The sequence below is a fragment of the Luteolibacter sp. AS25 genome, from assembly GCF_046736275.1.
In the GTDB taxonomy this organism is placed as follows: domain Bacteria; phylum Verrucomicrobiota; class Verrucomicrobiia; order Verrucomicrobiales; family Akkermansiaceae; genus Luteolibacter.
In genome coordinates this window covers 2203709-2226102 of record NZ_CP151837.1, presented here as the reverse complement: position 1 = coordinate 2226102, position 22394 = coordinate 2203709, and the positions used below count along the sequence as shown (strand labels likewise).

General features: G+C 53.1%; 21 protein-coding genes and 1 riboswitch. Of the genes, 12 read left to right on the top strand and 9 right to left on the bottom strand.

The window, feature by feature from the left end; translation table 11 throughout:
* Positions 1-21: 21 nt before the first annotated feature.
* Positions 22-1500, bottom strand: coding sequence for a lysine--tRNA ligase (gene lysS, locus AAGA79_RS10365; RefSeq protein WP_411825727.1), 1479 nt, complete (start codon positions 1498-1500; stop codon positions 22-24).
* A 168-nt stretch (positions 1501-1668) separates the two neighbouring features.
* On the opposite strand from lysS, the gene AAGA79_RS10360 reads away from it, so the two are divergent.
* The 3 genes from AAGA79_RS10360 to thiC all read left to right on the top strand — a co-directional run bounded on the left by AAGA79_RS10360 (position 1669) and on the right by thiC (position 4686).
* Positions 1669-2112 carry a hypothetical protein gene (locus AAGA79_RS10360; RefSeq protein WP_411825726.1) on the top strand — a complete coding sequence of 148 codons (444 nt, stop codon included), beginning with the start codon at positions 1669-1671 and terminating at the stop codon, positions 2110-2112.
* Positions 2096-2434, top strand: a complete 339-nt coding sequence (locus AAGA79_RS10355; RefSeq protein WP_411825725.1) for a hypothetical protein — start codon at positions 2096-2098, stop codon at positions 2432-2434. The genes AAGA79_RS10360 and AAGA79_RS10355 overlap by 17 nt, the downstream gene beginning before the upstream one ends.
* Before the next feature lie 77 nt (positions 2435-2511).
* Positions 2512-2625: riboswitch (TPP riboswitch) on the top strand.
* A gap of 75 nt (positions 2626-2700) precedes the next feature.
* Positions 2701-4686, top strand: a complete 1986-nt coding sequence (gene thiC / locus AAGA79_RS10350; protein WP_411825724.1) for a phosphomethylpyrimidine synthase ThiC — start codon at positions 2701-2703, stop codon at positions 4684-4686.
* Between the two features lie 219 nt (positions 4687-4905).
* On the opposite strand, the gene AAGA79_RS10345 is transcribed toward thiC, so the two are convergent.
* A complete protein-coding gene (locus AAGA79_RS10345) occupies positions 4906-7560 on the bottom strand; it encodes a glycosyl hydrolase family 95 catalytic domain-containing protein (RefSeq protein WP_411825723.1) in 2655 nt (884 codons plus the stop codon).
* Positions 7561-7809: 249 nt separating this feature from the next.
* Here AAGA79_RS10345 and AAGA79_RS10340 point away from each other — a divergent pair, with 249 nt between their 5' ends.
* Positions 7810-9042 (top strand): DEAD/DEAH box helicase, encoded by a 1233-nt coding sequence (locus AAGA79_RS10340; RefSeq protein WP_411825722.1) that lies wholly within the window; start codon positions 7810-7812, stop codon positions 9040-9042.
* A gap of 38 nt (positions 9043-9080) precedes the next feature.
* On the opposite strand, the gene AAGA79_RS10335 is transcribed toward AAGA79_RS10340, so the two are convergent.
* Both AAGA79_RS10335 and AAGA79_RS10330 read right to left on the bottom strand, forming a co-directional pair.
* Positions 9081-9764 (bottom strand): pseudouridine synthase, encoded by a 684-nt coding sequence (locus tag AAGA79_RS10335; RefSeq protein WP_411825721.1) that lies wholly within the window; start codon positions 9762-9764, stop codon positions 9081-9083.
* A 31-nt stretch (positions 9765-9795) separates the two neighbouring features.
* The gene (locus AAGA79_RS10330) at positions 9796-10236 is read right to left on the bottom strand and encodes a YiiD C-terminal domain-containing protein (protein WP_411825720.1); all 441 of its coding nucleotides are present in this window, start codon (positions 10234-10236) and stop codon (positions 9796-9798) included.
* 129 nt (positions 10237-10365) lie between these two features.
* Between AAGA79_RS10330 and AAGA79_RS10325 the strand changes: the two genes are divergently transcribed.
* The 3 genes from AAGA79_RS10325 to nadB all read left to right on the top strand — a co-directional run bounded on the left by AAGA79_RS10325 (position 10366) and on the right by nadB (position 13887).
* The gene (locus AAGA79_RS10325; protein ID WP_411825719.1) at positions 10366-11007 is read left to right on the top strand and encodes a DUF1801 domain-containing protein; all 642 of its coding nucleotides are present in this window, start codon (positions 10366-10368) and stop codon (positions 11005-11007) included.
* 99 nt (positions 11008-11106) lie between these two features.
* Entirely contained in the window at positions 11107-12138 is a 1032-nt protein-coding gene (locus AAGA79_RS10320; protein WP_411825718.1) for a hypothetical protein, read from the top strand.
* Positions 12139-12273: 135 nt separating this feature from the next.
* Positions 12274-13887 (top strand): L-aspartate oxidase, encoded by a 1614-nt coding sequence (gene nadB / locus AAGA79_RS10315; RefSeq protein ID WP_411825717.1) that lies wholly within the window; start codon positions 12274-12276, stop codon positions 13885-13887.
* Between the two features lie 34 nt (positions 13888-13921).
* On the opposite strand, the gene lipA is transcribed toward nadB, so the two are convergent.
* On the bottom strand, positions 13922-14902 hold the full coding sequence (gene lipA, locus AAGA79_RS10310; protein ID WP_411825716.1) for a lipoyl synthase: 981 nt from the start codon (positions 14900-14902) through the stop codon (positions 13922-13924).
* A gap of 182 nt (positions 14903-15084) precedes the next feature.
* On the opposite strand from lipA, the gene murI reads away from it, so the two are divergent.
* Complete coding sequence (murI, locus tag AAGA79_RS10305; RefSeq protein ID WP_411825715.1) at positions 15085-15891, top strand: glutamate racemase; 807 nt, start codon at positions 15085-15087, stop codon at positions 15889-15891.
* Positions 15892-15952: 61 nt separating this feature from the next.
* Here murI and gpmI read toward each other — a convergent pair whose 3' ends face one another.
* Positions 15953-17488, bottom strand: coding sequence for a 2,3-bisphosphoglycerate-independent phosphoglycerate mutase (gpmI, locus tag AAGA79_RS10300; RefSeq protein WP_411825714.1), 1536 nt, complete (start codon positions 17486-17488; stop codon positions 15953-15955).
* Between the two features lie 80 nt (positions 17489-17568).
* Positions 17569-18018 carry a deoxycytidylate deaminase gene (locus tag AAGA79_RS10295; protein ID WP_411825713.1) on the bottom strand — a complete coding sequence of 150 codons (450 nt, stop codon included), beginning with the start codon at positions 18016-18018 and terminating at the stop codon, positions 17569-17571.
* 83 nt (positions 18019-18101) lie between these two features.
* On the opposite strand from AAGA79_RS10295, the gene rarD reads away from it, so the two are divergent.
* From rarD to AAGA79_RS10280, 3 genes are all read left to right on the top strand, one after another.
* Entirely contained in the window at positions 18102-19004 is a 903-nt protein-coding gene (gene rarD / locus AAGA79_RS10290; protein ID WP_411825712.1) for an EamA family transporter RarD, read from the top strand.
* 64 nt (positions 19005-19068) lie between these two features.
* Positions 19069-19719 (top strand): zinc ribbon domain-containing protein, encoded by a 651-nt coding sequence (locus tag AAGA79_RS10285; protein WP_411825711.1) that lies wholly within the window; start codon positions 19069-19071, stop codon positions 19717-19719.
* Positions 19719-20636: a phytoene/squalene synthase family protein gene (locus AAGA79_RS10280; protein WP_411825710.1), complete on the top strand. Its 918-nt coding sequence runs from the start codon at positions 19719-19721 to the stop codon at positions 20634-20636. The genes AAGA79_RS10285 and AAGA79_RS10280 overlap by 1 nt, the downstream gene beginning before the upstream one ends.
* On the opposite strand, the gene AAGA79_RS10275 is transcribed toward AAGA79_RS10280, so the two are convergent.
* A complete protein-coding gene (locus AAGA79_RS10275; RefSeq protein WP_411825709.1) occupies positions 20614-21492 on the bottom strand; it encodes a phosphodiester glycosidase family protein in 879 nt (292 codons plus the stop codon). The two genes, AAGA79_RS10280 and AAGA79_RS10275, sit on opposite strands and share 23 nt — an antisense overlap.
* A gap of 80 nt (positions 21493-21572) precedes the next feature.
* Here AAGA79_RS10275 and AAGA79_RS10270 point away from each other — a divergent pair, with 80 nt between their 5' ends.
* Entirely contained in the window at positions 21573-22190 is a 618-nt protein-coding gene (locus tag AAGA79_RS10270) for an LON peptidase substrate-binding domain-containing protein (RefSeq protein WP_411825708.1), read from the top strand.
* 32 nt (positions 22191-22222) lie between these two features.
* Here AAGA79_RS10270 and AAGA79_RS10265 read toward each other — a convergent pair whose 3' ends face one another.
* The gene (locus tag AAGA79_RS10265) at positions 22223-22381 is read right to left on the bottom strand and encodes a hypothetical protein (protein WP_411825707.1); all 159 of its coding nucleotides are present in this window, start codon (positions 22379-22381) and stop codon (positions 22223-22225) included.
* Positions 22382-22394 lie beyond the last annotated feature (13 nt).

Genomic DNA, 22394 nt, shown 5'->3' with positions numbered 1-22394 from the left:
TTCCTGACCGCGACGATGGGCTTACTCGCCTTTCTTTTTCAAGAGAGGGAAAAGGACCACATCACGGATGGTCGGCGCGCCGGTGAGCATCATTACGAGGCGATCAATGCCGATGCCGATGCCGCCTGCAGGGGGCATGCCGTGCTCGAGGGTCTCGATGAAATCGTAGTCAACCTTCTGCTCCTCTTCGCCGCCGGCCTGATGCTCGAGGCGTTCTTTCTGAACGTCAGGATCGTTGAGCTCGGAATAGCCCGGTGAAATTTCCTGACCGTTGATGATGAGTTCGTAGACCTCAACGGTTTTGCCACCCGGGGTGACCTTCGCGAGGGGTACTAGCTCGCTGGCCACGCGGGTGACGAAACATGGATCGAAGGTATGCTCCTCGACTTTTTTCTCAAAGACCTGCTGGACGACTTCATAGTCCTCCATGTTTTCCGAGAGTTGCACGCCGATTTCATCGCATTTGGCGCGGCGTTGCTCGGGAGTGATGTCGAAGAAATCGTCACCGGCTACCTCCTTGATGAGGTCATGGTAATTGGCGCGTTTCCATGGACGCTGAAGATTGATGGTGCGGAGGAGATTTCCCTCCTCATCCTTATGCTCGATGTTCAGACCACCACAGAATTTCTCTGCGAGGTGGCAGGTCATTTCCTCGACCATGTTTGCCATTTCCTCGAAGTCGGAAAATGCCCAGTAGGCTTCGAGCATGGTGAACTCCGGATTGTGGCGGCGTGAAATGCCTTCATTCCGGAAGTTCCGGTTGAGTTCGAAAATTTTGGTGAAACCACCAACCAAAAGGCGCTTGAGGAAAAGCTCTGGAGCAATACGCAGCGTAAGAGGCATGCCGAGAGCGTTATGGTGAGTTTCGAATGGGCGGGCGGCCGCACCCCCTGCCACGGATTGCAGCATTGGGGTTTCCACCTCAAGGAAACCACGCTCCTGAAGGAAATTGCGGATTTCCGCGATCATTTTGGATCGGGTGATGAAAAGCGTGGCGCTGTCCTGGTTACCGATGAGATCAAGGTGGCGCTTGCGGTATTTCGTTTCACGATCGGAGAGGCCGTGGAATTTGTCCGGCATCGGGCGAAGGGATTTCGAGAGAACTGTAAAAGACTCTGTTTTGATGGTCGGCTCCTCTGTGCGGGTAAGAAACGTTTCACCGGAGATGCCGATCCAGTCGCCGCGGTCGAGGCATTTCCAGATGGCCTTCTGATCTTCCTCAAGATTCTTTACGCTGAGGTAGCCTTGGATGGAGCCATTGGCATCACCGAGCTGGAAGAAAACCGATTTACCCATATCGCGCAGCGCGATGATGCGGCCGGCGATGGTGACCTGTTTGCCTTCGGAAAAGGTATCACGGAGTTCGGCAGGGGTGCTGGTGGTCTCGAATTTGGAGCCGAATGGATCGACCCCGAGCTCACGGAGCTTTGCGAGTTTCTCGCGGCGTACGGCGATCAATTCGGCTTCTGTGGACTGGGGTTGGTTCGTGGCTTCGCTCATGGAGGGGTTGCTTTAAGCGAGAGATGAGAAACGGGCAAGTACATCATTACGAGGTTGTTCGTGAGGTGTGATGGTTAAAATTGCCTAAGTATCAAGGTGGGAGAGGATATCAATTCATGAAGTATATTTGCTATAATTGGTAGTTTGATAATACGTTTCTAATAGCTCTTGCTCAAGGGGTTACGTGATGATGTGTATAGTAGTGTAATGGTTATACCTGTATCTTTACCGATTGCATCCATTGAGGCGGCCCGTCCCGTTTTTATGATTGTGATGGGTGCTTTGCTCATGGTTGTAGCCTGGAGGCTGGCTAGGAACGCGGAGGGGTGGACTGGCCGGTTCATGATGGCAGGAGCGTTTCTGTTGTTTTTCGGATACGCGTTTCTGATCCCCATGTATGAGGCAGAGAAGATCGAACAATTTTTCTCAGGCGGGCACATCCACAGTTCATCGGCAGCGGTTGGCTGGCACGCGGTGAAGCTGGTGGTGATGAATGCCGGTTGGTTACTTTTCGGTCTGGGTCTCGGACTACACTCAGGTCTCATTCACCCTCTTCATTTCGTGAAATCCGTAAAACAAAAGAACTCCAATAATCATGAATCTGTTGCTTGAAGTCATAGTCTCGAATGGTCTGATTTTTGACGCAATGGGGCTGTTAGGCCTCGGATTGCTTGCCCTCGCGGCGTTGCGTTTGACGAAGGACGATAAATCCTGGGGTGGAGCGATGATGAGCTACGGTGCGATCGCGCTGCTTATAGCACGTATTTATATTCTGATGTCGCCACATTTTATGACGAACGATTTTCTGGCATATATAGGTCCGGTGGGCATTTCCCTGTTGATGGCCTTGCCTCCGATCTGTCTTACATTCGGCCTCGCAGGAGTCGTCTGGGGACTTTGGGGGCACGAGAAGTGGATCAAAGAAAAATACTAAAGGCTGATTTTCCTTACCTGCGGATCTTGCGGGCAGTCTGTCTCCTTGACAGAAAACCAGCTAGGACTAAGGCTATTTGCTAACGACAGGGGGGCTTTCCGAACGGTGAGCTGAGATTTTCCGGCGCGCGGAAGGAACCCTTCGAACCTGAAGCGGATCATGCCGCCGGAGGGAGTCGGGACAGCCTACGGCTTTCTTGTTTTCTGATGGTTTGTGGTTCGTGGAATTTTCATAAAAAATTCGAAACTCGAACTTAAATAACGATCATGATCAGCCCAGAAGAATCAAACGGCGTGGAAGAAACCAACCACGACGAATCCCGCACGCCGCTTCCGGCTTCCACGCGGGTCTATGTCCAAGGTGAAATTCATCCCGAGGTGAAGGTGCCGATGCGTGAAATCGCGCTCAATGACACGAAGTCCTTCAACGGGCAGATTCAGAAGAATGAACCTGTGCGTGTATATGATTGTTCAGGCCCATGGGGTGATCCTGAATTTGAAGGAACCTCGGAGGAGGGTCTTCCCGCTTTGCGCCGCGATTGGATCGAGAAGCGTGGGGATGTGGAAACATATGAAGGCCGTGAGGTGCAGCCACAGGACAACGGCTACCTGACCGAAAAACATGCGGAATTCGCCTCCAAATCGGAGCGCTCTAATCGCTTTGTGGAATTTCCGGGACTCACCGCACAGCGTCGGAAGCTCCTGAGATCCACAGGAAAGCCGGTCACGCAGAAATATTATGCGGATCAGGGAATTATTACCCAGGAGATGGAATACATCGCGATCCGTGAAAATATGCGCCGTGCTGAAATTTCCGATCAGCGAGACGATATCCTCCGAAATGATCTGGAGAAGCAACATGCAGGCTCCACACAGCTGCCCGAGAGTGAATATACTCCGAATATTTTCAGAAAATTCCCGCAGCGTATTCCTGCGGAAATCACACCGGAGTTCGTCCGCAGTGAAGTTGCGGCTGGCCGGGCAATCATTCCGCTGAATATCAATCACCCCGAGTGTGAGCCGATGATTATTGGTCGCAATTTCCTGGTGAAAATCAATGCGAACATCGGTAACTCCGCTGTGGCTTCATCCATCGAGGAAGAGGTGGAGAAGATGCGTTGGGCGACAAAATGGGGTGCTGATACTGTAATGGATCTTTCCACCGGTAAAAACATCCACGCGACCCGCGAGTGGATTCTACGCAATAGTCCGGTGCCAATCGGCACGGTGCCGATTTATCAGGCTTTGGAGAAGGTGAACGGTAAGGCGGAAGATCTTACCTGGGAGCTTTACCGTGATACACTCATTGAACAGGCGGAGCAGGGTGTGGATTACTTCACGATTCATGCAGGGGTTCTGCTACGTTTCGTGCCAATGACAGCCAGCCGTATGACAGGAATTGTTTCCCGTGGTGGTTCGATCATGGCGAAATGGTGCCTCTCCCACCACAAGGAGAATTTCCTCTACACTCACTGGGATGAAATTTGCGATATCTGTGCAGCTTACGATGTGAGCTTCTCGATTGGCGACGGTCTCCGTCCGGGTTCTGTGGCAGATGCAAACGACAAAGCCCAGTTTGGTGAGCTTGAGGTTCAGGGAGAGCTAACGAAGCGGGCATGGGCAAAAGGCTGTCAGGTGATGAACGAAGGTCCCGGTCACGTTCCAATGCACATGATCGAGGAAAACATGGCCAAGCAGCTTGAGTGGTGTCACGAGGCTCCGTTCTACACGCTGGGACCTTTGACCACGGATATTGCGCCTGGTTACGATCACATCACCTCGGGTATTGGTGCGGCGATGATCGGCTGGTTTGGTTGTGCGATGCTCTGCTATGTGACTCCGAAGGAGCACCTCGGCCTTCCGAACAAGAAGGACGTGAAAGATGGTGTTATCACTTACAAACTCGCAGCACACGCCGCCGATCTGGCGAAGGGACACCCCGGTGCCCAATATCGTGACAATGCTCTTTCTAAATCACGCTTTGAATTCCGTTGGGAGGATCAGTTCAATCTCAGTCTGGATCCGGTCACCGCGCGTGAATACCACGACGAGACGCTTCCACAGGAGGGTGCGAAAACCGCTCACTTCTGCTCAATGTGCGGTCCTCACTTCTGCTCGATGAAGATTTCAGAGGATGTCCGCCAGTATGCCGCGAAACAGGGGCTTTCCGAAGACGAAGCCCTTGAAAAGGGGATGGAGGAGAAATCCAAGGAATTCAATGATTCGGGCGCGGAAGTTTACGTTCCTGCCTAGGAAAAGGCATGCTCCATAAATAAGAGCACGTTCACCTCGATTTTAGCGATCCTCCGAAAGGGGGATCGCTTTTTTTTCCGTAGATACCAGATCAATCGACCTTGGAAGGTAGGTATTTATACCGGCTTTACATCCGTCTATAAACGAAGAGTCCACTGGCGAAAATATTCACCAGTGGACTCAATTTCAAGTCGACCGTATTGAGATACGGATTTGAAACTATGGTTTCAGACGGATCACCGTAGTTCCTTCTTTGCTCTCGCGTCCGTTAGCAGCTACCGCAGTGACTTTCAGGGTCATCTGCTCGATATCCTTGAGGTCAGCCGCACTGTAGGTGAACGCCGCGTCTTTGAGGCCGGAAGTGATGAGTTCATAGCCCGGCGCGTTGCCGACCGCGCGATAGACATTATACGAAGCGGCATCCGCGCTGGTGGTCCAGACAAGCTTGATTCCGTTTTTAGCATCGTCATTTTCAATTTTCAGATCCGAAGGGGCGGTCACCGGAGTGTGGACCGGAATGTCAGTGACTACATACGTCTGCCCTTTTGTGGTTTTGATCGCGATTTCGTCCGTGCCGGTTGCTACGAATTCCACGGTTTGACCATCTGAGGTTTTGATTTTTGCCTGGGCGACGTTCGGGTATCTCAGATCGAGCGTGCCGCCAGCCTTGGATAATACTTCGAGCTGGGTTGCGTGGCTATCGGACCAATGTGCCGAGACTTCGAAATTTCCCCGTGCTAGGATGCCCCGGTAGCTACCTTCAGACCATCCTGCCGGCATCGCTACCAGCGGAGAAACCACATGGTCGTGGCTCTGGAGGAGCATTTCCGCAACACCGGCAGTGGCACCGTAGTTACCGTCTGCCTGAAAGAGCGGGCCACCCCTGTGATCGTTGAACAGGTTGTGCAGGTAGTTGCCTTCCAGCAGATCCTTGTAATATGCATAGGCTTCCTCGCTGTCGTGGACTCTTGCCAGCATGGCGATGCGCTCCGCGCGGGCCCATCCGATATTGGAATCGCGTGTGCGCTTGATGAGGCTGACTTTTGCTGCGTCCAACCATGCAGGTGTCTTATCACTAATCAGTTGACCGGGATACAAGCCTAGCAGCATGGAAGCATGACGGTGGACCGGGTCGCCGATTTCACCGTAGAATTCCTCTTGGCGGAATTCCTTGATGTGGCCGGATTTGCCGATCTGGATCGGATCCAGGAGAGGAAGCTGGGTTTCATATTTCTCCAGCTGGCTATTGGATAGACCCAAAACCTTGGCTGCTGTGAGGGTGTTATGATGGTTTTCGTAAAACATCTGTTGGTCGAAGGTGGTGCCGACCGTATTCCGAAGTTTTTGCTCTGGAGAGGATGAGGGATCTGCCAACAGGACTCCGTCGACGTCTTTCACAAAACGGGAGACGAAGTTCGCCTGGCCGGACATCACCGGATAGACCGTTTCCGCGAGGAGCTTCTGATCACGCGTGAAGTCGTAATAGTCCCAGAACATTTGAGCGATCCATGCACCTGTTCCGAAGCCAGCAATAGAGGTTTTTCCCGGGACGTCGTATGGATTTGCCCAGAATGGTCCGGACCAGCCATTATCACCCTTGGGGTCGAGCTGGGAAGGGTTATACTGCTTGATGTATTCAGTGGCATAGACCTGCTGACGTGGCATGAAGGCCTCAAAGAAGCCTACATAGGATTCGAAGAGTTCCGGCATATTGGCACTGAAGGCCGGCGCGAAGGCCATTTGCACATTGGTGTCATGCAGATATTGCGAGGACCAGGGCGGCTTCTCGTAAACGTTCCAAATGCCCTGAAGGTGAGGAGGTAGAGTGCCTGCCCTGGAAGAGCAAATGAGCATGTAGCGGCCGAATTGGAATGCCAGTTCCTCCAGGTAACGGCTCGATGCTCCATCGGGGTATGCGTCGACCATTTTGTCTGTGGTGATCTTCGGCTCTTCAGCGCCAAGATCGAGACTGACCCGGTCGTAGATTTCCGAGTAGTCGGTCTGATGGTTTTCAAGCAACTGCTCATAGGTCTGCGCTGCAGCATCGGCGAGATAACCGCTCACCTTTTCGTGTGGGTCGGGGAAGCCGGCGAGTTTCTTTGCTGGAGCGGCGGTGAGGAAAACCTTTGGATCGAATTTGTAGTTGGTTCCCACGGCGAAAAGAATCAGTGCGCTGTCTGCATCGGATACCGTGATGGTGCCCTGTGATTTTGCGTTGTTAGCTTTGATGGTTCCTCCTTGGGGGATGACTTTGAACTGACCCTCAAACTTGATTTTGTAGTAACTCATGATCCCGGAGAGAGTGATCGTATCACCCTCCGCCGAAACTGTTCCGGACTTGCCTTCGCCGAGAAACGGGATGGTCGGGCGCAGGGTAAATGACAGTTTACCTGCCTCCGAAGCTTTCAGGCGAATGGCCATGACCTTGTCCGGGTAGCTGGTGAAGTAGTCTCTGGTGTATTTCACACCATCCTGCTCATATTTTACATGGGAGACACCTTCGTTCAGGTTCAGTTCCTGCAGGTAATTGGTGGCTCCGTCGTGGCCAAAATCAATATAGACCTCGGCAAAATTATTCAGGCCTCTTCTTTTGAGTCCGCGATCCTTGCCCCAGTCATAAAGGCTATTTTCCGTGACCTGAATGCGATCACTCTTCGTGCCGCCGAACACGTTCACACCCATGTATCCATTTCCCATTGGGATGGAGCGGTTTACCCATCCGGCATTGTTATCCGGCGCGGGCTTGTCATACCAGAGGCGCATCGCCTTCCCGGGTTCATCGGCGATCAAGCCGGATTCCTGCTCCGCAGTTAAATTCCCTGCAAAGCCAGTGAGGCACAGCCCGATACACAAAAAACATTTCACAACCTTCATATTATATTCCCATTTGGATTTTTTATTAACGGAGGCGTCCGGCCAGAACTTTCGTATCTTTTGACCTGTTTCCACCCTCCGCAATGACGTGCTTCACGTTCACCCGATCCATGTGGCAGTTCCAGAACAAAGCTGATCTTCTTTATCAATTAACAATTGTGGGAAAACGAATCATGGGATGTTTCCGAATTGCGGAGTTTCGTGTGGTGCGAAGTTGCCTGTTTTAGAAAACCCGAATAGAACACAAATATGTCTTTTTCCGCCTTCGGCCTGTCGGCTCCTCTGATCTCCGCAGTTAGTAAATATGATTCACCGACAGCGGTGCAGTCAGCCGCGATACCCGCAGTTCTGGCGGGCGGGGATCTGCTTGCCACCGCAAGGACAGGATCCGGCAAGACGACCGCGTTTGTACTTCCCTTGCTGCAGCGCTGGCTGGATTCCAAACATGATAAGCCAAGGCGTGTGCACACGTTGATCCTGGTGCCTACCCGCGAGTTGGCAGCACAGGTAAGGGAAGTGGTGCAGGATTTCTCCAACGATCTTCCCGAGAGGATCAAGGTAGTTAGTGCGGTTGGCGGGGTGTCCATCAATCCGCAGATGATGGCCCTGCGGGGTGGTGCGGATTTTATCGTGGCTACGCCGGGGAGGCTTCTGGATTTGATCGATCACAATGCTATTAAGCTCTCTGATGTGAGCGCGCTGGTGCTGGATGAGGCGGACCGGATGCTAGACCTTGGCTTTTCAGAAGAGTTGGACCGCATCCTCTCTCTTCTACCGCCAGTTCGCCAAAATCTTTTGTTTTCCGCTACATTTCCTGGGGCGATCGAGCAAATTGCTGAAAAGATTTTGGTGAATCCTACCCGTATCGAGATCGAATCCGCTCCCGAAGAAGCAGCTGAGATTCAGCAGCGTGCGATCCGGGTGGATAAGGAAAAGCGGACACCTTTGCTGCGCCATCTGATAGCTACGGAAAACTGGAAGCGGGTATTGGTATTTGTGGCTACCCAGTATGGGGCCGACCATGTGGTGGATAAGCTCCGGAGAAACGGAATACGTGCCGGGGCTTTTCACGGGGAACTCAGCCAGGGTGCACGGAATGACGTGCTTTCCGATTTCAAGAAATCCCACATCAAGGTGCTGGTAGCCACCGATCTGGCGGCACGAGGGCTTGATATCTCGCAACTGCCGGTGGTGGTGAATTATGATCTGCCGCGCTCAGCTACGGATTACACCCATAGGATCGGTAGAACCGGAAGGGCCGGAGAATGTGGAATGGCGGTAAGTTTCATCACTGCTGAATCACAGGCGCATTTTTGTCTGATAGAGAAACGCAATGGAGCGAACATTGCCCGCGAGGAGATCGCCGGTTTCGAGCCTACGGAAGTTGCCGCTCCCGAGGCTGCGGGGGCTGGGGGTATCAAGGGAAAGCGAAAGAGTAAGAAGGATAAGCTCCGCGAAGCCGCTGCCCGGAAGAAAGACTAATAGGGGCTGGGTTTAGATTCCTTGGGGATACCAGGTAATTAGCTGAGGTCGGGAAAGACTTTGAGAAACGCGGCATCTGTCGGTGCTGAAATATGCAGTTTTTCAGCCGAGTGTGGGTGATCGATTTTCAGGGATTTTGCTTGAAGAAGCATGCGCGTGCCGATTCCAAGCATTTCACCGAGCTCGATACTCTCTTCGATTCCGGCGTATCTGAAATCACAGACAATAGGGTAACCTGACTCAAGCAGGTGCCGGCGGATCTGGTGGAAGCGTCCCGTATATGGTGTGGCTTTCAGAAGCGAGAGTGTAATAGGAGAGGCGCCGTGCGGAAAATTCCTCTCAACGATAGCCAGGCGCTCGAAGGTAGTTTTCGCCGTGAGAAGTGCTTCAGTGGGGTCGTTGCTGAGAGGCGTTTCACAGATCCAACCTGAAGGAGCTTTTCCTGTGACGATGGCCTGGTAGGTCTTTTCAACCTTTCTTAGCTCAAAGTTCTGCTGGACGATACCTGCGGTCTTCTTGTCCAAGGCAAAAAGAAGAACACCTGATGTAGGGCGATCCAATCTGTGTATAGGGTATACCAGTTTACCCAGTTCGTCCCTCAGTCGCTTCATGGCGATGAATTCGTTGCCCTCCGGCTCGCGGCCTGGGTGCACCAACATTCCGGCTGGTTTGTCGATTGCGACCAGATATTCATCCTGGAAGAGAATGTGGAGCGGTGTCATGTGTGAATGGGGATAGTGGGGGATCCGCTTATTATTCGCCAGCGATTGCCACGAATTCTCCTGTGTAGCGGAGGCATTCCACGCCGGAGTCCATGACGGATACCTTTAGCTTTGTACGGGCTTTGCCGTATCTCTGATACTGCTTAAGGAAGCTTTCGTTGATACCTTTTTCCGGTAGTCTGCAGGTGGCTGAAATATCTCCGGTGACGGGGTGAAGATACTCGATATGGCTACGACGCACGACAACGTGGGTGTTTTTATCACCCAATGCAGTCCACAGGGCGCAATAGCCTGTAAGAGTGGCGACTGCAGCCAGGCTGCCTCCGAAGGCTGTGCCCAAGTGATTGTGATTGATGGCAAGAGGGGCGCTGAGCGCTATTTCACCATCGCCGCACTTGGTCACCCGAATATCCATCAGTGCGGAAACCGGTATGCTGGCGTGCAGGTAGGATTCGAGTTTTTTTGCATTCATACAGAGAAAACCTGGCGGTTGAAGCTCCCGCAAACAAGTTTTAGGAACAAGGGATTTTCCCGCTTTCACACGGAGGCGTTTTGTAGTTTATCTGAATTCCCGGAATGAATAACAAGCAAGTGACCTCCAATGAGCTCCAAAGTTGATACCTATTTCAGTGAAATCAAAGAATGGAAGCAGGAGCTTGAAGCTCTGAGAGCGATCATTCTGGAGTTCGAGGTCGCGGAAAATTTGAAGTGGGGAAGTCCATGCTATTCCGTGGAGGAAAAAAACGTGATGATTCTGGGTGGATTCAAGGATAACTGCGTTATCAGCTTCTTCAAGGGGGTGTTGATGAAGGATCCCGAGGGTATTCTGGAACTTCCCGGAGAGAATACGCGGACGGCGAGGGTGGTTCGTTTTAAAAGCGTTGGGCAGATTGCTAAGCTGAGCACAATTCTGAGATCCTATATCCGGGAGGCGATCGAGGTGGAGAGGTCGGGTGTGAAAGTCGATCTGCAATCTACTTCCGCGATCGAGATTCCGGAAGAATTCCAACTGAAGTTGGACGAGAGCTCGGATTTGAAGGAGGCGTTCGAATCGCTGACTCCGGGGCGGCAAAGAGGGTATTGTCTGTTCTTTTCCTCTGCCAAGCAGTCGAAAACCAAAGAGGCGAGGATCGAAAAATATATTCCTAGAATCCTCGACGGGAAGGGAATCAATGATTGCGACTGCGGTCTCTCGAAAAGGTGGCCACTTTGCGATGGCACGCATAAGACAATTGCAGGATAACTTTTTGCATCTGGACCTAGTGAAAGTTGATCGTGGTTTTCGCTTGCACGTATCGAGGAGCGTGGGTGTGGTTCCGCCTCAGATTTTAGTGAATTTTCCATGAACCACGAGCTGCTGATACTCATTTCCGAAGCCATCGCCGTATATTTTCTGGTGCTGTTTTCGCATTCAATGCGAACTAGGATCGGGCTCGCTCCATACTATGCGCTGATCGGCAGCCTCACAGCTGTGATGGTGTGGACGACTGATGCCGGGGTGAGCGTTCAGTTCGCCGGGATGTCTCTGTGGGTAGGATCCACGGTGTTTTTTACCGCGCTTTTGCTAGGTGTTTTCGTTGTTTATGTTTTCGATGGGCCGAGGGCGACCCGGATTGCGATTTCCACAATCATCGGGGTTTCAATCATGGTTCCCGTGCTGACGATGGTACTGCAATGGCAGATCCGGCTTTCAGGTGCGGAGGAGGTGAATTATTTCCCGCCGCAGAGTCTGCGGATCTATTCGGCATCGATCGGAGCGGCGTTCGCGGATCTGATTTTCCTGGCAGTTGCCTGGGAGGTGTTTGGTCAGGATCGATTCAAGGTAAGGCTCATGGGGCGCTCTTTCCTGACACTTTTAGGTGTGCTCTGGCTGGACGTCATTCTGTTCTCTACTGGCGCATTTTATGGAAGTGAGGACTGGCTTTCGATTATGACCGGCACGTTGACCAGCCGGTTTGTCATCAGCCTGTTCGCTTTCCCGTTCCTGTATATTTACCTCAGATGGCAGAATGGAAAGAAGGGTGTGGAAATTGAGAATCGGCCAGCGTTGGCGATTTTGAGGGAATTCTCCGAGGTGAAGCTGGAGTTGAGTTTGGCCCAGCAGGAGATTGAGAGGAGGAAGAAGGCGGAACGTGAGAAGGAGTCTCTAATCGTTTCACTTAAAACCGCGATGGATGAAGTGAAGGTATTGAGAGGGATTTTGCCGACCTGCTCGTATTGCAAAAATATCCGCGATGAAGGAGGTGAGTGGCATCAACTGGAGAGTTACATCCAGAAAAACAGCGAGGCACATTTCAGCCATGGAATCTGTGAAACCTGCTCTGAAAAACATTTTCCGGAGTTCTCCGAGTCTTTGAACGATGGGGTGAGATGACATGATCTTAGCAGCTTATTAAGCTGTTTTTCTCAGGGAAAAGCTGGAGTAGGGCGAGCCCTAGAAGCTCGGAATGGAAAAATTTGGTGACGTTCTTGTTTCCATTTCAGTGCATAAGGTCTATTCAGGAATCACATGACTTCTGATTTTTTGGTGATTGGGGCTGGAATAGCCGGCCTTACTTTTGCGCTTAGAGCAGCAAAGCACGGGAAGGTCACTGTGTTGACGAAAGGGAAGGCGGGGGAATCGAACACGGCATGGGCCCAGGGAGGCATATCATCTGTCTTGAGAGAGGGAGAGCGCGAGGAAGGGGATTCCGTGGAAAGCCACGTAGCGGACACGCTGGATGCGGGGGCCGGGCTTTGCGATGAAGCGGTGGTGCGCCGAATTGTCGAAGGCGGGGATGAGACAATAGATGATCTTTTGGGCTACGGGGTGGAATTCGATAAGGAGGGCGACCGTTTTCTACTGGGTAAGGAGGGAGGGCATTCCCATAGGCGTATCCTTCATTCCCGTGATACGACCGGGCGTGCGATTGTGACATCAATGCTCAAGGCAGTGGAAGAGGAGCCCAATATTACTCTGCTGGAGGATCATTTTGTGATCGATCTTATCACTTCAGCTAAGCTGGATGTGGTCTCGGACGATCGGATTCTGGGAGCCTACGTCCTCTCCAAGGAAACGGGAGAGGTTCATATTTTTTGCTCGGACCGTGTTGTTCTTGCCGCAGGTGGTTGTGGAAAGGTTTACCTCTACACTACGAATCCTGACTCCGCTACGGGAGATGGCGTAGCACTAGGCTTCCGCGCGGGTGCAATCATGGCGAACATGGAGTTTATCCAGTTCCACCCGACGTGCTTCTACAACCCTGCGGCGACAGGTCCAGAGGCGAGATCGTTTCTAGTGAGTGAGGCGGTGAGGGGTGAGGGAGGAATTCTAAGGAACGAAAAGGGAGAGGATTTTACGAAGACGATTGACCCGAGAGGATCGCTGGCACCGCGGGATATCGTGGCCAGAGCGATTGACCAGGAAATCAAGCGGACCGGTGCTGCGTGCGTTTATCTGGATGTAACACATAAGCCGAAGGGCTTTATGAAAGAACATTTCCCGCACATTTATGAGACGGTTAGAAAGTTTGGGATCGACTGTGAAAACGAGATGATTCCGGTTGTTCCAGCGGCACATTACCAATGTGGAGGCATCAAAACGGACGTCCACGGGAAGACGACAATTCGAGGACTTTATGCAGTGGGTGAGGTTGCTTGCACCGGTTTGCATGGTGCGAACCGGTTGGCTTCCAACTCACTTCTAGAGGGCAATGTGGTGGGCAGGCTGGCGCTGGAGGAAATGATGCGCCTGTATCCTCCAGGGAAGGATGTAATTGCTCCGCCGCCGATTCCCGAGTGGCAATATGGTGATGTTGCGGAGCCGGATGAACTTGTGGTGATCTATCACAACTGGGATGAAATCCGCCGTTTGATGTGGGATTACGTTTCGATCGTCAGAACGGATAATCGACTGAGAAGGGCAGCTGCCCGGCTGCGGAACCTGAAGAAAGAGGTGCGCGAGTTCTACTGGGGACACCGGGTGAATTCCGACATTCTTGAGCTTAGAAATCTAGTTTCCGTGGCTGGTTTGATTGTCGAGTGCGCGCTACGCCGCCGCGAATCCAGAGGGCTTCATTATACTCTGGATTACCCGGAAACGAGCGATCGTTTCCTCAAGGACACTACCTTGCGGAAATTTTAGCTTAGCGGGGGATTTTCCCGCTGTGCTGGTTTGCTCAGGAAGCGAGATCCGGCTTCAGAGCGGGGATGTTCAAGTGCTCCGGGCCTAGCTCCAAGCCGTCCATTGAACGGAGATCCGTTTCAATGGCCTCAAGGACATCAAGCTCCGGGCGGAAGTCTGCCGCGTGGTATGATGAGCGAACAAGTGGGCCTGAGGCACAGTGGCGGAAGCCTTTATCAAGGGCGATCTGCTTGTATTCCTCGAATTGCTCCGGGGTGATGTATTCCACCACCGGAAGGTGTTTCGGGGTCGGACGTAGATACTGGCCCAGGGTGAGGACTGTCACGTCGTGCGCGAGGAGATCGTCCATTGCCTGGAGCACTTCTTCCTTACGCTCTCCGAGTCCAAGCATGAGGCCGGATTTGGTGGCGACGTGGCCGTTGACCATTTGCTTGGCTTTTTTCAGCACGGTGAGTGAACGCTGATACTTCGCGCGGGAGCGGACAAGTGGGGTGAGTCTCTCGACGGTTTCCAGGTTGTGGTTGAAGATATGCGGGCGGGCGTCCATGACGAGCTGAAGTGCCCAATCGCGGTCGTTGAAGTCCGGAACCAGAACTTCGATGATGATTCCCGGATTTACTTCACGGACGGCACGGATGGTCTCACGGAAATGTTCCGCGCCGCCGTCCTTGAGGTCGTCACGAGCCACGGCGGTAATGACGATGTGTTTGAGGTTCATGCGTGAGGTGGCCTCAGCGATACGGGCTGGCTCATCGGACTCAAGCGCGTCGGGCTTGGCAGTTTTGACTGCGCAGAAACCACAGGCGCGGGTGCACTTGTCACCAGCGATCATGAAGGTTGCGGTGCCCTGGCCCCAGCATTCCCAACGGTTCGGGCACTGTGCTTCTTCGCACACAGTGACCAGCTTGAGATCGGTAATGAGCGACTTGGTGGACCAGAAGGCTGGATTGTTCGGTAGACGCACTTTGATCCAGTCGGGTTTTTTTTCCCGGTGGAGTGTTGGGTCCATTTTCATTTTCGGTCCGCAGGCTGACATATCTGGATACTAAATTTTAAACGCTAAACTTCAAGAAGGACTTGGGTGTGGGGTGGTGGCGCTGGTTTTTCAATCACCGAATTTACAGATGATGATGGATTGGGTTGGTTTTGAGAATTTGGGGTTTGTGGTTTGTTTTACGTCAGAGGAGTATTCGGGCAGTGAAAGAAGCAGCGTTGGGATTTTTTGATTCGGGTGTGGGAGGGTTGACGGTTGTCAGGGCGGTGCAGGAGCTTTTGCCCGGCGAGGATTTGATTTATTTGGGGGATACAGCGCGTCTGCCATATGGCTCGAAGAGTCCCGAGACTATCCGGCAGTTTGCGGATGAGGATGTTGGCTTTCTACTTTCAAAGGGGGTGAAGGCTATCGTGGTGGCATGTAATACTGCTACGGCTCATGCGCTCCCGATGCTGCAGAGCAAATACAAGGTGCCGATCATGGGCGTGATTGTCCCGGGAGTTGAGGCTGCCTTGGCTGATCCCGAGGCAGAGAGAATAGGGATTATTGCGACGCGGGGGACAATTGGATCACATGTTTATCAGCATGCCTTGGCCACTAGGCGTACGGGCTTGATGATATACGGAGCGGCTACCCCGTTGCTGGTTCCATTGATCGAGGAAAATTGGATTTCCGAGGAGGTGACAAAGGAAGTGCTTCGCAAATATCTGCAGCCACTGATTGATAAGGGAATCGATACGTTGATGCTGGGCTGCACCCACTATCCGCTCCTTGTTCCGGTTTTGCAGGAGGTGCTCTCGGATGATGTGCGGCTGGTGAATTCTGCCACCACATGTGCGGAGCACTTGAAACGGATGCTCGAGGAGATGGATCTGTTGATTTCGGCGAAATCCGAGGGGTCTCTGGAAATTTATCTGACCGATCTTTCGGAGCAGTTCGAGGAACTCGCGAAGAGATTTCTGAGCCAGCCGCCGGGTAGGATACGTAGGGCGGTTCTGGGCGCAGTCTGAGGAACAAAAAAGCCCCGGCTACGGTGTGTAGCAAGGGCTTGGAAGCTTGGGGTGGATTAATTCAACCGAGGAGGGATTTCCCCGTCATTTGCTCGGGTTGATCAAGTCGGAGCATTTCCAATAGTGTAGGAGAGACATCCGCGAGAATGCCGTCGTGCATGGTCTTCGAGGAGGCATCGTCCGCTACGTAGATGATTTCCACGAGGTTGGTGGTGTGGGCGGTATTGGGTGAGCCGTCCGCGTTTTTCATGAACTCACAGTTTCCGTGATCGGCAGTGATGAGAAGTTTCCCACCGAGGCGGAGGGTTTGTTCGGTAATGGCCTGGACGGAGGCATCGATGGTTTCAACTGCCTTAATGGCTGCATCGACGACTCCGGTGTGGCCGACCATGTCGGGATTTGCGAAGTTGAGGATGACGAGATCGTAGTTTTTGAGGTTCTCAAGGACTGTGGCGGTAACTTCCTCCGCGGACATCTGCGGCTTGAAATCATAGGTCGGGACATCCTTTGGCGATGGGATGATGAAGCGTTTTTCACCGTCGTTTTCTTTTTCTACGCCGCCGTTGAAGAAGTATGTGACGTGTGGGTATTTCTCGGTTTCCGCGATACGCATCTGCTTCATGCCTGCTGCTGCGACGGTTTCTCCGAGGGTCATTTCGAGGGTCTGCGGGGTGAAAATCGCAGGGCAAACGTAGTCTTTTCCGTAGTCGGTAAGGGTCACGAAGTGGACGTCCGGGACTTGGCCGCGATCGAATCCATCGAAATCCTTGCTGAGGAATGCTTCCGTGAGTTCTCTGGCACGGTCTGCGCGGAAGTTAAAGAAGATGACTACGTCGCCATCGTGGATACGTTGTGTATCAGGCTCGGTGAATACCATGGCAGGCATGAATTCATCGGTTTTACTCTGAAGATCGTAGGTTTCCGCGATGGCCTCGGAGGCGAGGATATCTTTTTGTGCGCCAATGCCGTGGACGATGGCGTCCCAGGCGAGTTTCACGCGCTCCCAGCGCTTGTCGCGATCCATTGCGAAGTAGCGCCCAACAACTGTTGCAATGTGTGCGCCTGCCTTTGCCGTCTCGTCCTCGACTTTGGAGATAAATGCGGCTCCTCCGGTTGGTGAGGTATCGCGGCCATCGGTGATGGCGTGGATGAAGATATCTTTTACTCCGGATTCCGAAGCTAGCTTGGTAAGTGCGATGAGCTGGTCCTGATGGGAGTGGACTCCGCCATCCGATACGAGGCCGATGAAGTGGAGTCTGCCGTTTTTCGCTTTTTCAATGGCGGTTTTGAAGATCTCGTTATCGCTGATTGTGTTTTCCGCGATGGCTTTGTTGATGCGGGTGAAATCCTGGTAGACGATGCGTCCCGCACCGAGATTCAGATGGCCTACTTCGGAGTTCCCCATCTGGCCTTCAGGCAGACCTACATCCATGCCGGAGGCGGAAAGGTAGCTGTGTGGATAGCCGGAGAGGACTTCGTCGGTGAAGGGGGTATTCGCGAGGAGGACGGCGTTTCCGTCTTTTTCGGCGGTTTCCTTGCCGCCGGGGTTGGTTCCCCAGCCGTCGCGAATGATAAGTACTACTGGTTTCTTGGCCATGTGTTTCGGGGTAAAGTGAAGTTGTTAGACCGTCAATGTTGTTTCCATGACGGTTTGGATAGGAAATAGTGCCGCACTTTTCATGCCAGCCGGGATTGGTCCACTGACATGGGGAAATCCGTGATCTGGCGGAGTGTGATGTTATAGAGTTTCGCGATTTCCGGGGCGTCGGAGGCGCGGTAAATTTCCTGGAAATAGATTTCCTTGATGCCGTATGCGCATAGCGTCTGCATGCAGGCTGTGCAGGGCATGGTGGTGGTGGCTACGATTTTGGCTTCGCCACGTTTGAATAGGGAGCAGAGGTTGATTTCTGCATGAAGCATGAATTTCTGGCGTCCTTCACGATCTGCCCAAAAATCCGAGGGGGCGTTGAAGCCGGGGGCCAAGCCGTTGTAGGCGGTGGCGATGACGCGGTTATCGTGATCGAGTGCTGCGGCTCCAACCTTACGGTAGGGGTCTTCGGAGCGGAGTGATGCGACATGAGCGAGCGCCATGGCGTATTGTGGAATGCTCAGGCGGTTTTCGGACACGGTGGGAGCTTCAAATTTCGAGTGTAAAAACTCAAGGATGAATGCGGTCCGGGTTTGCGTAAAAATATGGGAGGGACTAGACGATGGCTGTGACGGTAAATGGAAGAGGGTTGCTGGCGGCGGTGCTGGCTTTTGGTCTTTGGGGTGTGCTGCCGATTTATTGGAAGCATCTGGAGGGTATGAGCCCGGTTTCAATTGTTGCACAGAGGACGATCTGGACGTGTTTGGTGGTATGGCCGTTGTTGCTATGGAGAGGGCGTGGATTCGTTTTCGATAAAGGAATCATCGGGTGGCACATGGTTTCCGGGCTACTGATCGGGGGGAACTGGGTGCTGTATGTATGGGCTACGCTGAATGACAGGATGCTGGAAGGGGCACTGGGTTATTACATAAATCCGTTTTTCAATATGCTGTTTGGCGCGCTGTGGTTCGGCGAGAAGCAGAACCGGCTACAGTTGGTGGCGATTCTGACTGCCTTCGGCGGTGTGCTTTTGCAGATGCCGGGAGTTGGTCATTTTCCGTGGGTGGGGCTGACTCTGGGGATCACCTTTTCGATGTATGCGGTGGTGAAGAAACAAGCAAAGCTGGGCGCGCTGGAAGGGCTTACCGTAGAATCGAGTCTGCTGGTGCCGCTGGCCCTGGGATGGCTGATCTGGCAGAGTGGCAGTTTCTCCGAGGCATTCGGAGGGAGCGTCTCAAATGGCCTGCTTCTGGCGGGGACCGGAGTGGCTACCGCCACACCATTGTTGCTCTTCGCGTTCGCCAGCCAGCGGATACGTCTGGGGACATTGGGGATGCTCCAATTCATTGGGCCTACCTTGCAGTTTTTTATCGGGTGGCGGATGTATGGCGAGCCGATGACCTCTCTGAGGCTGATGTCGTTCGGGCTGATCTGGTTGGCAATCGGGCTTTACGCCGCAGATGGCATTTTACGAAGGAGAAATGAGAGGAACGTGGGGCTTGCGGACGGGGCGGGAGGTGGTTAGGAATTTCAGCATGTTGGAAGAGATTCGTGGGTTGCTGATTTTACAGGATAGGGACAGGCGTTTGATGTCCCTGAAAAAAGAGTTGGATAAGCTGCCGCAGGATGAGGCCCGGGCCAGGCAGAAGCTGGCAGGTGATACAGCGGTTTTGCAGAAGGTCCACGACGAACTGAAGGCGGTGGAATTAAGAGTGAAAAAAATCGAGATGGATGCGGAAACGCGCCGGAACACGATCAAACGCCTCCAGACCCAACAGTTTGAGACTAAAAAGAACGACGAGTATAATGCGCTCGGGCATGAAATCACACGCTACGAGAAGGAGGTGGATGACTATGAAACGAAAGAGCTGGAAGCAATGGAGGAGGTGGATTCCTACCGAGTAAAGCAGAAGGCCGCCGAGGAGCAGTTGGCAAAAACCCAGACTGTGGTGGATGACGACCTGATCACGATCAAAGAGCGCCACACACAGCTGAAGGCAAAACTCGAAGAAGTGCAGGCTGAACGGGATGTCTTGGTGAAAGAGGTTTCCGAAGATTATCTGCCGATTTACGGGAAGCTGATGAAATCAAAGGACGGAATGGCGATCGCCACGCTGAAAGCGGGGCAGTGCACCGGATGTCATGTGAAAGTCATAGCTGCCACTGCAATTGCGGTGCAGAGGGGACTGGAAGTGACCCAGTGTGATAATTGCGGAAGAATTCTGGCAATAGAAGAGTGATGGCTGGTGGGCTGGAAACGGAGGTTCTAAAGGCTGTTTCCCGCTCGTTTTATCTGAGCCTGAAGTTTTTGCCGCAGCCTATGAGGCGGCCGGCGAGCATTGCGTATTTATTGGCCCGTGCCAGTGATACGATAGCGGATACAGTGGGTGTCCCGGTGGAGGATAGGCTGAAATTTCTGACCGATTTTGAGAAAGAAATTGAGCTTGGCGTTGAGGGTGTGGCCTGGCCGGAGAGTTTTTTCTCTAAAATCGAAGATTCGGGAGAGCGGGAATTGCTGCGCCGGCATGGAGAGGTGCTGAATGCGCTGCGCACGCTTCCTGTCGCCGAGCAGGATTTGGTTAGGGAGGTTCTGGCGATTATAGTAGATGGCCAAAGGGGAGATCTGAAGGTTTTCGGTGAAGACGGTGTTCGGGGAGCGGTGGTTTCGCTGAAAAACGGAGATGAACTAGAGGGGTATTGCTGGAAGGTGGCTGGCTGTGTGGGCGTATTCTGGACAAAGCTTGGATACGAGACTCTGGGACGGAAATTTTCCGATGAGGAACCGCAGGTATTGCTGGAGTCTGCCGCAAGGTATGGGAGGGGACTCCAGTTGGTGAATATTTTACGCGATTTGGCCGAAGATCTGGACGACGGGAGATGCTATTTACCGGTAAGCGATAGCCGGGATGAAGCGGCGCTGATGAAGGAGTTCGAGAAGTGGCGGGAGATTGCGATGGGATATGTCCAGTGCGGGCGCGGGTATGCGAAGTATTTGAAGATGAGGAGGTTGCGGATGGCCAGCAGTTTACCGGCGCTGATCGCAGAGGATACTTTGGGGATACTCAAGGGGGCTTCGCTGACGAGACTGAGAGAAGGAGTGAAGGTGCCACGGAGTAGGGTTTACTCCCACCTGCTTACTGCCTTTTTTTCAGGATAAAGAAGTTTCTTACCGGGCGATTGAGGAAGCCGCGACGGTTGATTGGGCCTCCTGGAATACCGGAGGATACGTAAAGGTCGGTTGAGCGTCCTCCATCGAGATTCAGCGCGGTTTTCACTTTCCAGGATGCGGGAGAAGCGGACGACAATGCATCTCCCAAGGCCGATAGCGTGCATGAGGAGGTTTTTCCAATCCACCAACGGGTTGAGCCATCGGTGAGGAGGATCGAGCGGACTGCGGATTTCTCTGAGCTCAGGCCGCCGATTCTTCTATTGTTTTCAACGAGGAGTGGCCCTGCCTGGAGAAGCTCACGTGAACTGGAGACGGCGGATCGTGAGGTGCGTCGGCTGATTTCCGGAAAGCCGGAACTGGATTCATGGTATACTCCGGTGCCTAGCGACGATGCGGAGTTCCAGGCACCGGAAGTGTTTCCCGAGGATATCACGAGGCCCAGGGGTGCGCCCTCGGGGGTGAAAAATCCTGCATTGATTGCTACGAGTGAGCTAGTTGCGGAGGCTACATCCTGTGATGTTGCATAGCGGCTGCCCGGGCCATCCGGTTGGTCTACGACGGAGAGCTTGTAGGTGCGGGAGTCGAATATAACCCCCTCGAATTGGATGCCGGAAATGGTTTTCCGTGAAAGGCTTGCCGATGTCAGAGTGGGAAGATTTTTCGGGGATATGGTTGGTGGCCTAGTGTCGCTGAGGGTCTGGGGAGCCGGATCGGTAGTAGGAAGCAGTTTGGCGACTGGTGCTTCCACATTATACTGGTTGGCGCGAGTCGATGAAACTGGCGCGGACGGCTGGCAGCTGATAAGGAGGCATGTGGCTGAAAGTGCCGCTAGAAGTGATCGCATGCGGGTAAGTGAATCCTGCATTTTGGCGCCTGACAAGGTCGCGGGTTGCGGATGGAAGGATGGGGTGCGAGGATGGAGATATGACAGGTTTGAGCCTCCCGAGAAAATGCGGCGTGATGTTGCTGCCAGATTGCACGCTGTTTCCGCATGGCGGGTTGCCATTGTTTATCTACGAACAGCGCTACCGGAAGATGCTGGATGATGCTCTTCAGGGTGACTGCATATTCGCGATTGCCAGAGATATGCAGGAGGGTCCGGGTGAAGAGGAAAAGGCATCCAGGGTGGGGACAGCAGGATTGGTGCGTGCATCGAAAGAGGGGGAGGATGGAACGTCCCATCTACTGCTACATGGCGTGATTCGGGTGAAGTTTTCCGAATGGCTGGATGACGAAGCATACCCGTGTGCGGTGATCGAACCGCTGCCTTGTGTGCCGCTGGAAGCGGGTCAGGCACAGGCGGCGATGAAAACGCTGCGCGGTTCCGTGGAGGATGCGGTTGCGCACATGGATCAGGAGATCAAGGCAAGTGTAATGATTTTGCTGGAGCAGGCGGATGAGCCGGGACTGATGTCCGATCTAGTGGCGCAACAATTCGTCCGCGATCCGGATCTGAGACAGGAGCTTCTGGAGATGGATAGCGTGGGAGAAAGAGTGGGGAGGCTATGTGAATTTTTTCAGAAAGAGTTCGATCCGGGCTGAAATGATGCACGGAGTTTGATTTTTCGGTATTGCTAGAAACTACCTTGGAGGGCTAGCTTGGAGGCAGAATGATTTTGGGAGCGTGGGAGGCGACAGGATTGGTAGAGAATGGAGGTCCATTGGTATGGGTCCTGCTCGCGTTGGGCTTTTTTGGAGCGGTATGCATCGTAGAGCGTTTGTTCTATTTCCATCGGGCTAGGATCA

Bases quoted from the DNA above. Each gene is read 5' to 3' on its own strand.
- lysS (WP_411825727.1), bottom strand. From the start codon at position 1,500: ATGAGCGAAGCCACGAACCAACCCCAGTCCACAGAAGCCGAATTGATC.
- AAGA79_RS10355 (WP_411825725.1), top strand. From the start codon at position 2,096: ATGAATCTGTTGCTTGAAGTCATAGTCTCGAATGGTCTGATTTTTGAC.
- thiC (WP_411825724.1), top strand. From the start codon at position 2,701: ATGATCAGCCCAGAAGAATCAAACGGCGTGGAAGAAACCAACCACGAC.
- AAGA79_RS10345 (WP_411825723.1), bottom strand. From the start codon at position 7,560: ATGAAGGTTGTGAAATGTTTTTTGTGTATCGGGCTGTGCCTCACTGGC.
- AAGA79_RS10340 (WP_411825722.1), top strand. From the start codon at position 7,810: ATGTCTTTTTCCGCCTTCGGCCTGTCGGCTCCTCTGATCTCCGCAGTT.
- AAGA79_RS10335 (WP_411825721.1), bottom strand. From the start codon at position 9,764: ATGACACCGCTCCACATTCTCTTCCAGGATGAATATCTGGTCGCAATC.
- AAGA79_RS10330 (WP_411825720.1), bottom strand. From the start codon at position 10,236: ATGAATGCAAAAAAACTCGAATCCTACCTGCACGCCAGCATACCGGTT.
- AAGA79_RS10325 (WP_411825719.1), top strand. From the start codon at position 10,366: ATGAGCTCCAAAGTTGATACCTATTTCAGTGAAATCAAAGAATGGAAG.
- AAGA79_RS10320 (WP_411825718.1), top strand. From the start codon at position 11,107: ATGAACCACGAGCTGCTGATACTCATTTCCGAAGCCATCGCCGTATAT.
- nadB (WP_411825717.1), top strand. From the start codon at position 12,274: ATGACTTCTGATTTTTTGGTGATTGGGGCTGGAATAGCCGGCCTTACT.
- lipA (WP_411825716.1), bottom strand. From the start codon at position 14,902: ATGAAAATGGACCCAACACTCCACCGGGAAAAAAAACCCGACTGGATC.
- gpmI (WP_411825714.1), bottom strand. From the start codon at position 17,488: ATGGCCAAGAAACCAGTAGTACTTATCATTCGCGACGGCTGGGGAACC.
- rarD (WP_411825712.1), top strand. From the start codon at position 18,102: ATGGCTGTGACGGTAAATGGAAGAGGGTTGCTGGCGGCGGTGCTGGCT.
- AAGA79_RS10285 (WP_411825711.1), top strand. From the start codon at position 19,069: ATGTCCCTGAAAAAAGAGTTGGATAAGCTGCCGCAGGATGAGGCCCGG.
- AAGA79_RS10280 (WP_411825710.1), top strand. From the start codon at position 19,719: ATGGCTGGTGGGCTGGAAACGGAGGTTCTAAAGGCTGTTTCCCGCTCG.
- AAGA79_RS10275 (WP_411825709.1), bottom strand. From the start codon at position 21,492: ATGCGATCACTTCTAGCGGCACTTTCAGCCACATGCCTCCTTATCAGC.
- AAGA79_RS10270 (WP_411825708.1), top strand. From the start codon at position 21,573: ATGACAGGTTTGAGCCTCCCGAGAAAATGCGGCGTGATGTTGCTGCCA.
- AAGA79_RS10265 (WP_411825707.1), bottom strand. From the start codon at position 22,381: ATGGAAATAGAACAAACGCTCTACGATGCATACCGCTCCAAAAAAGCC.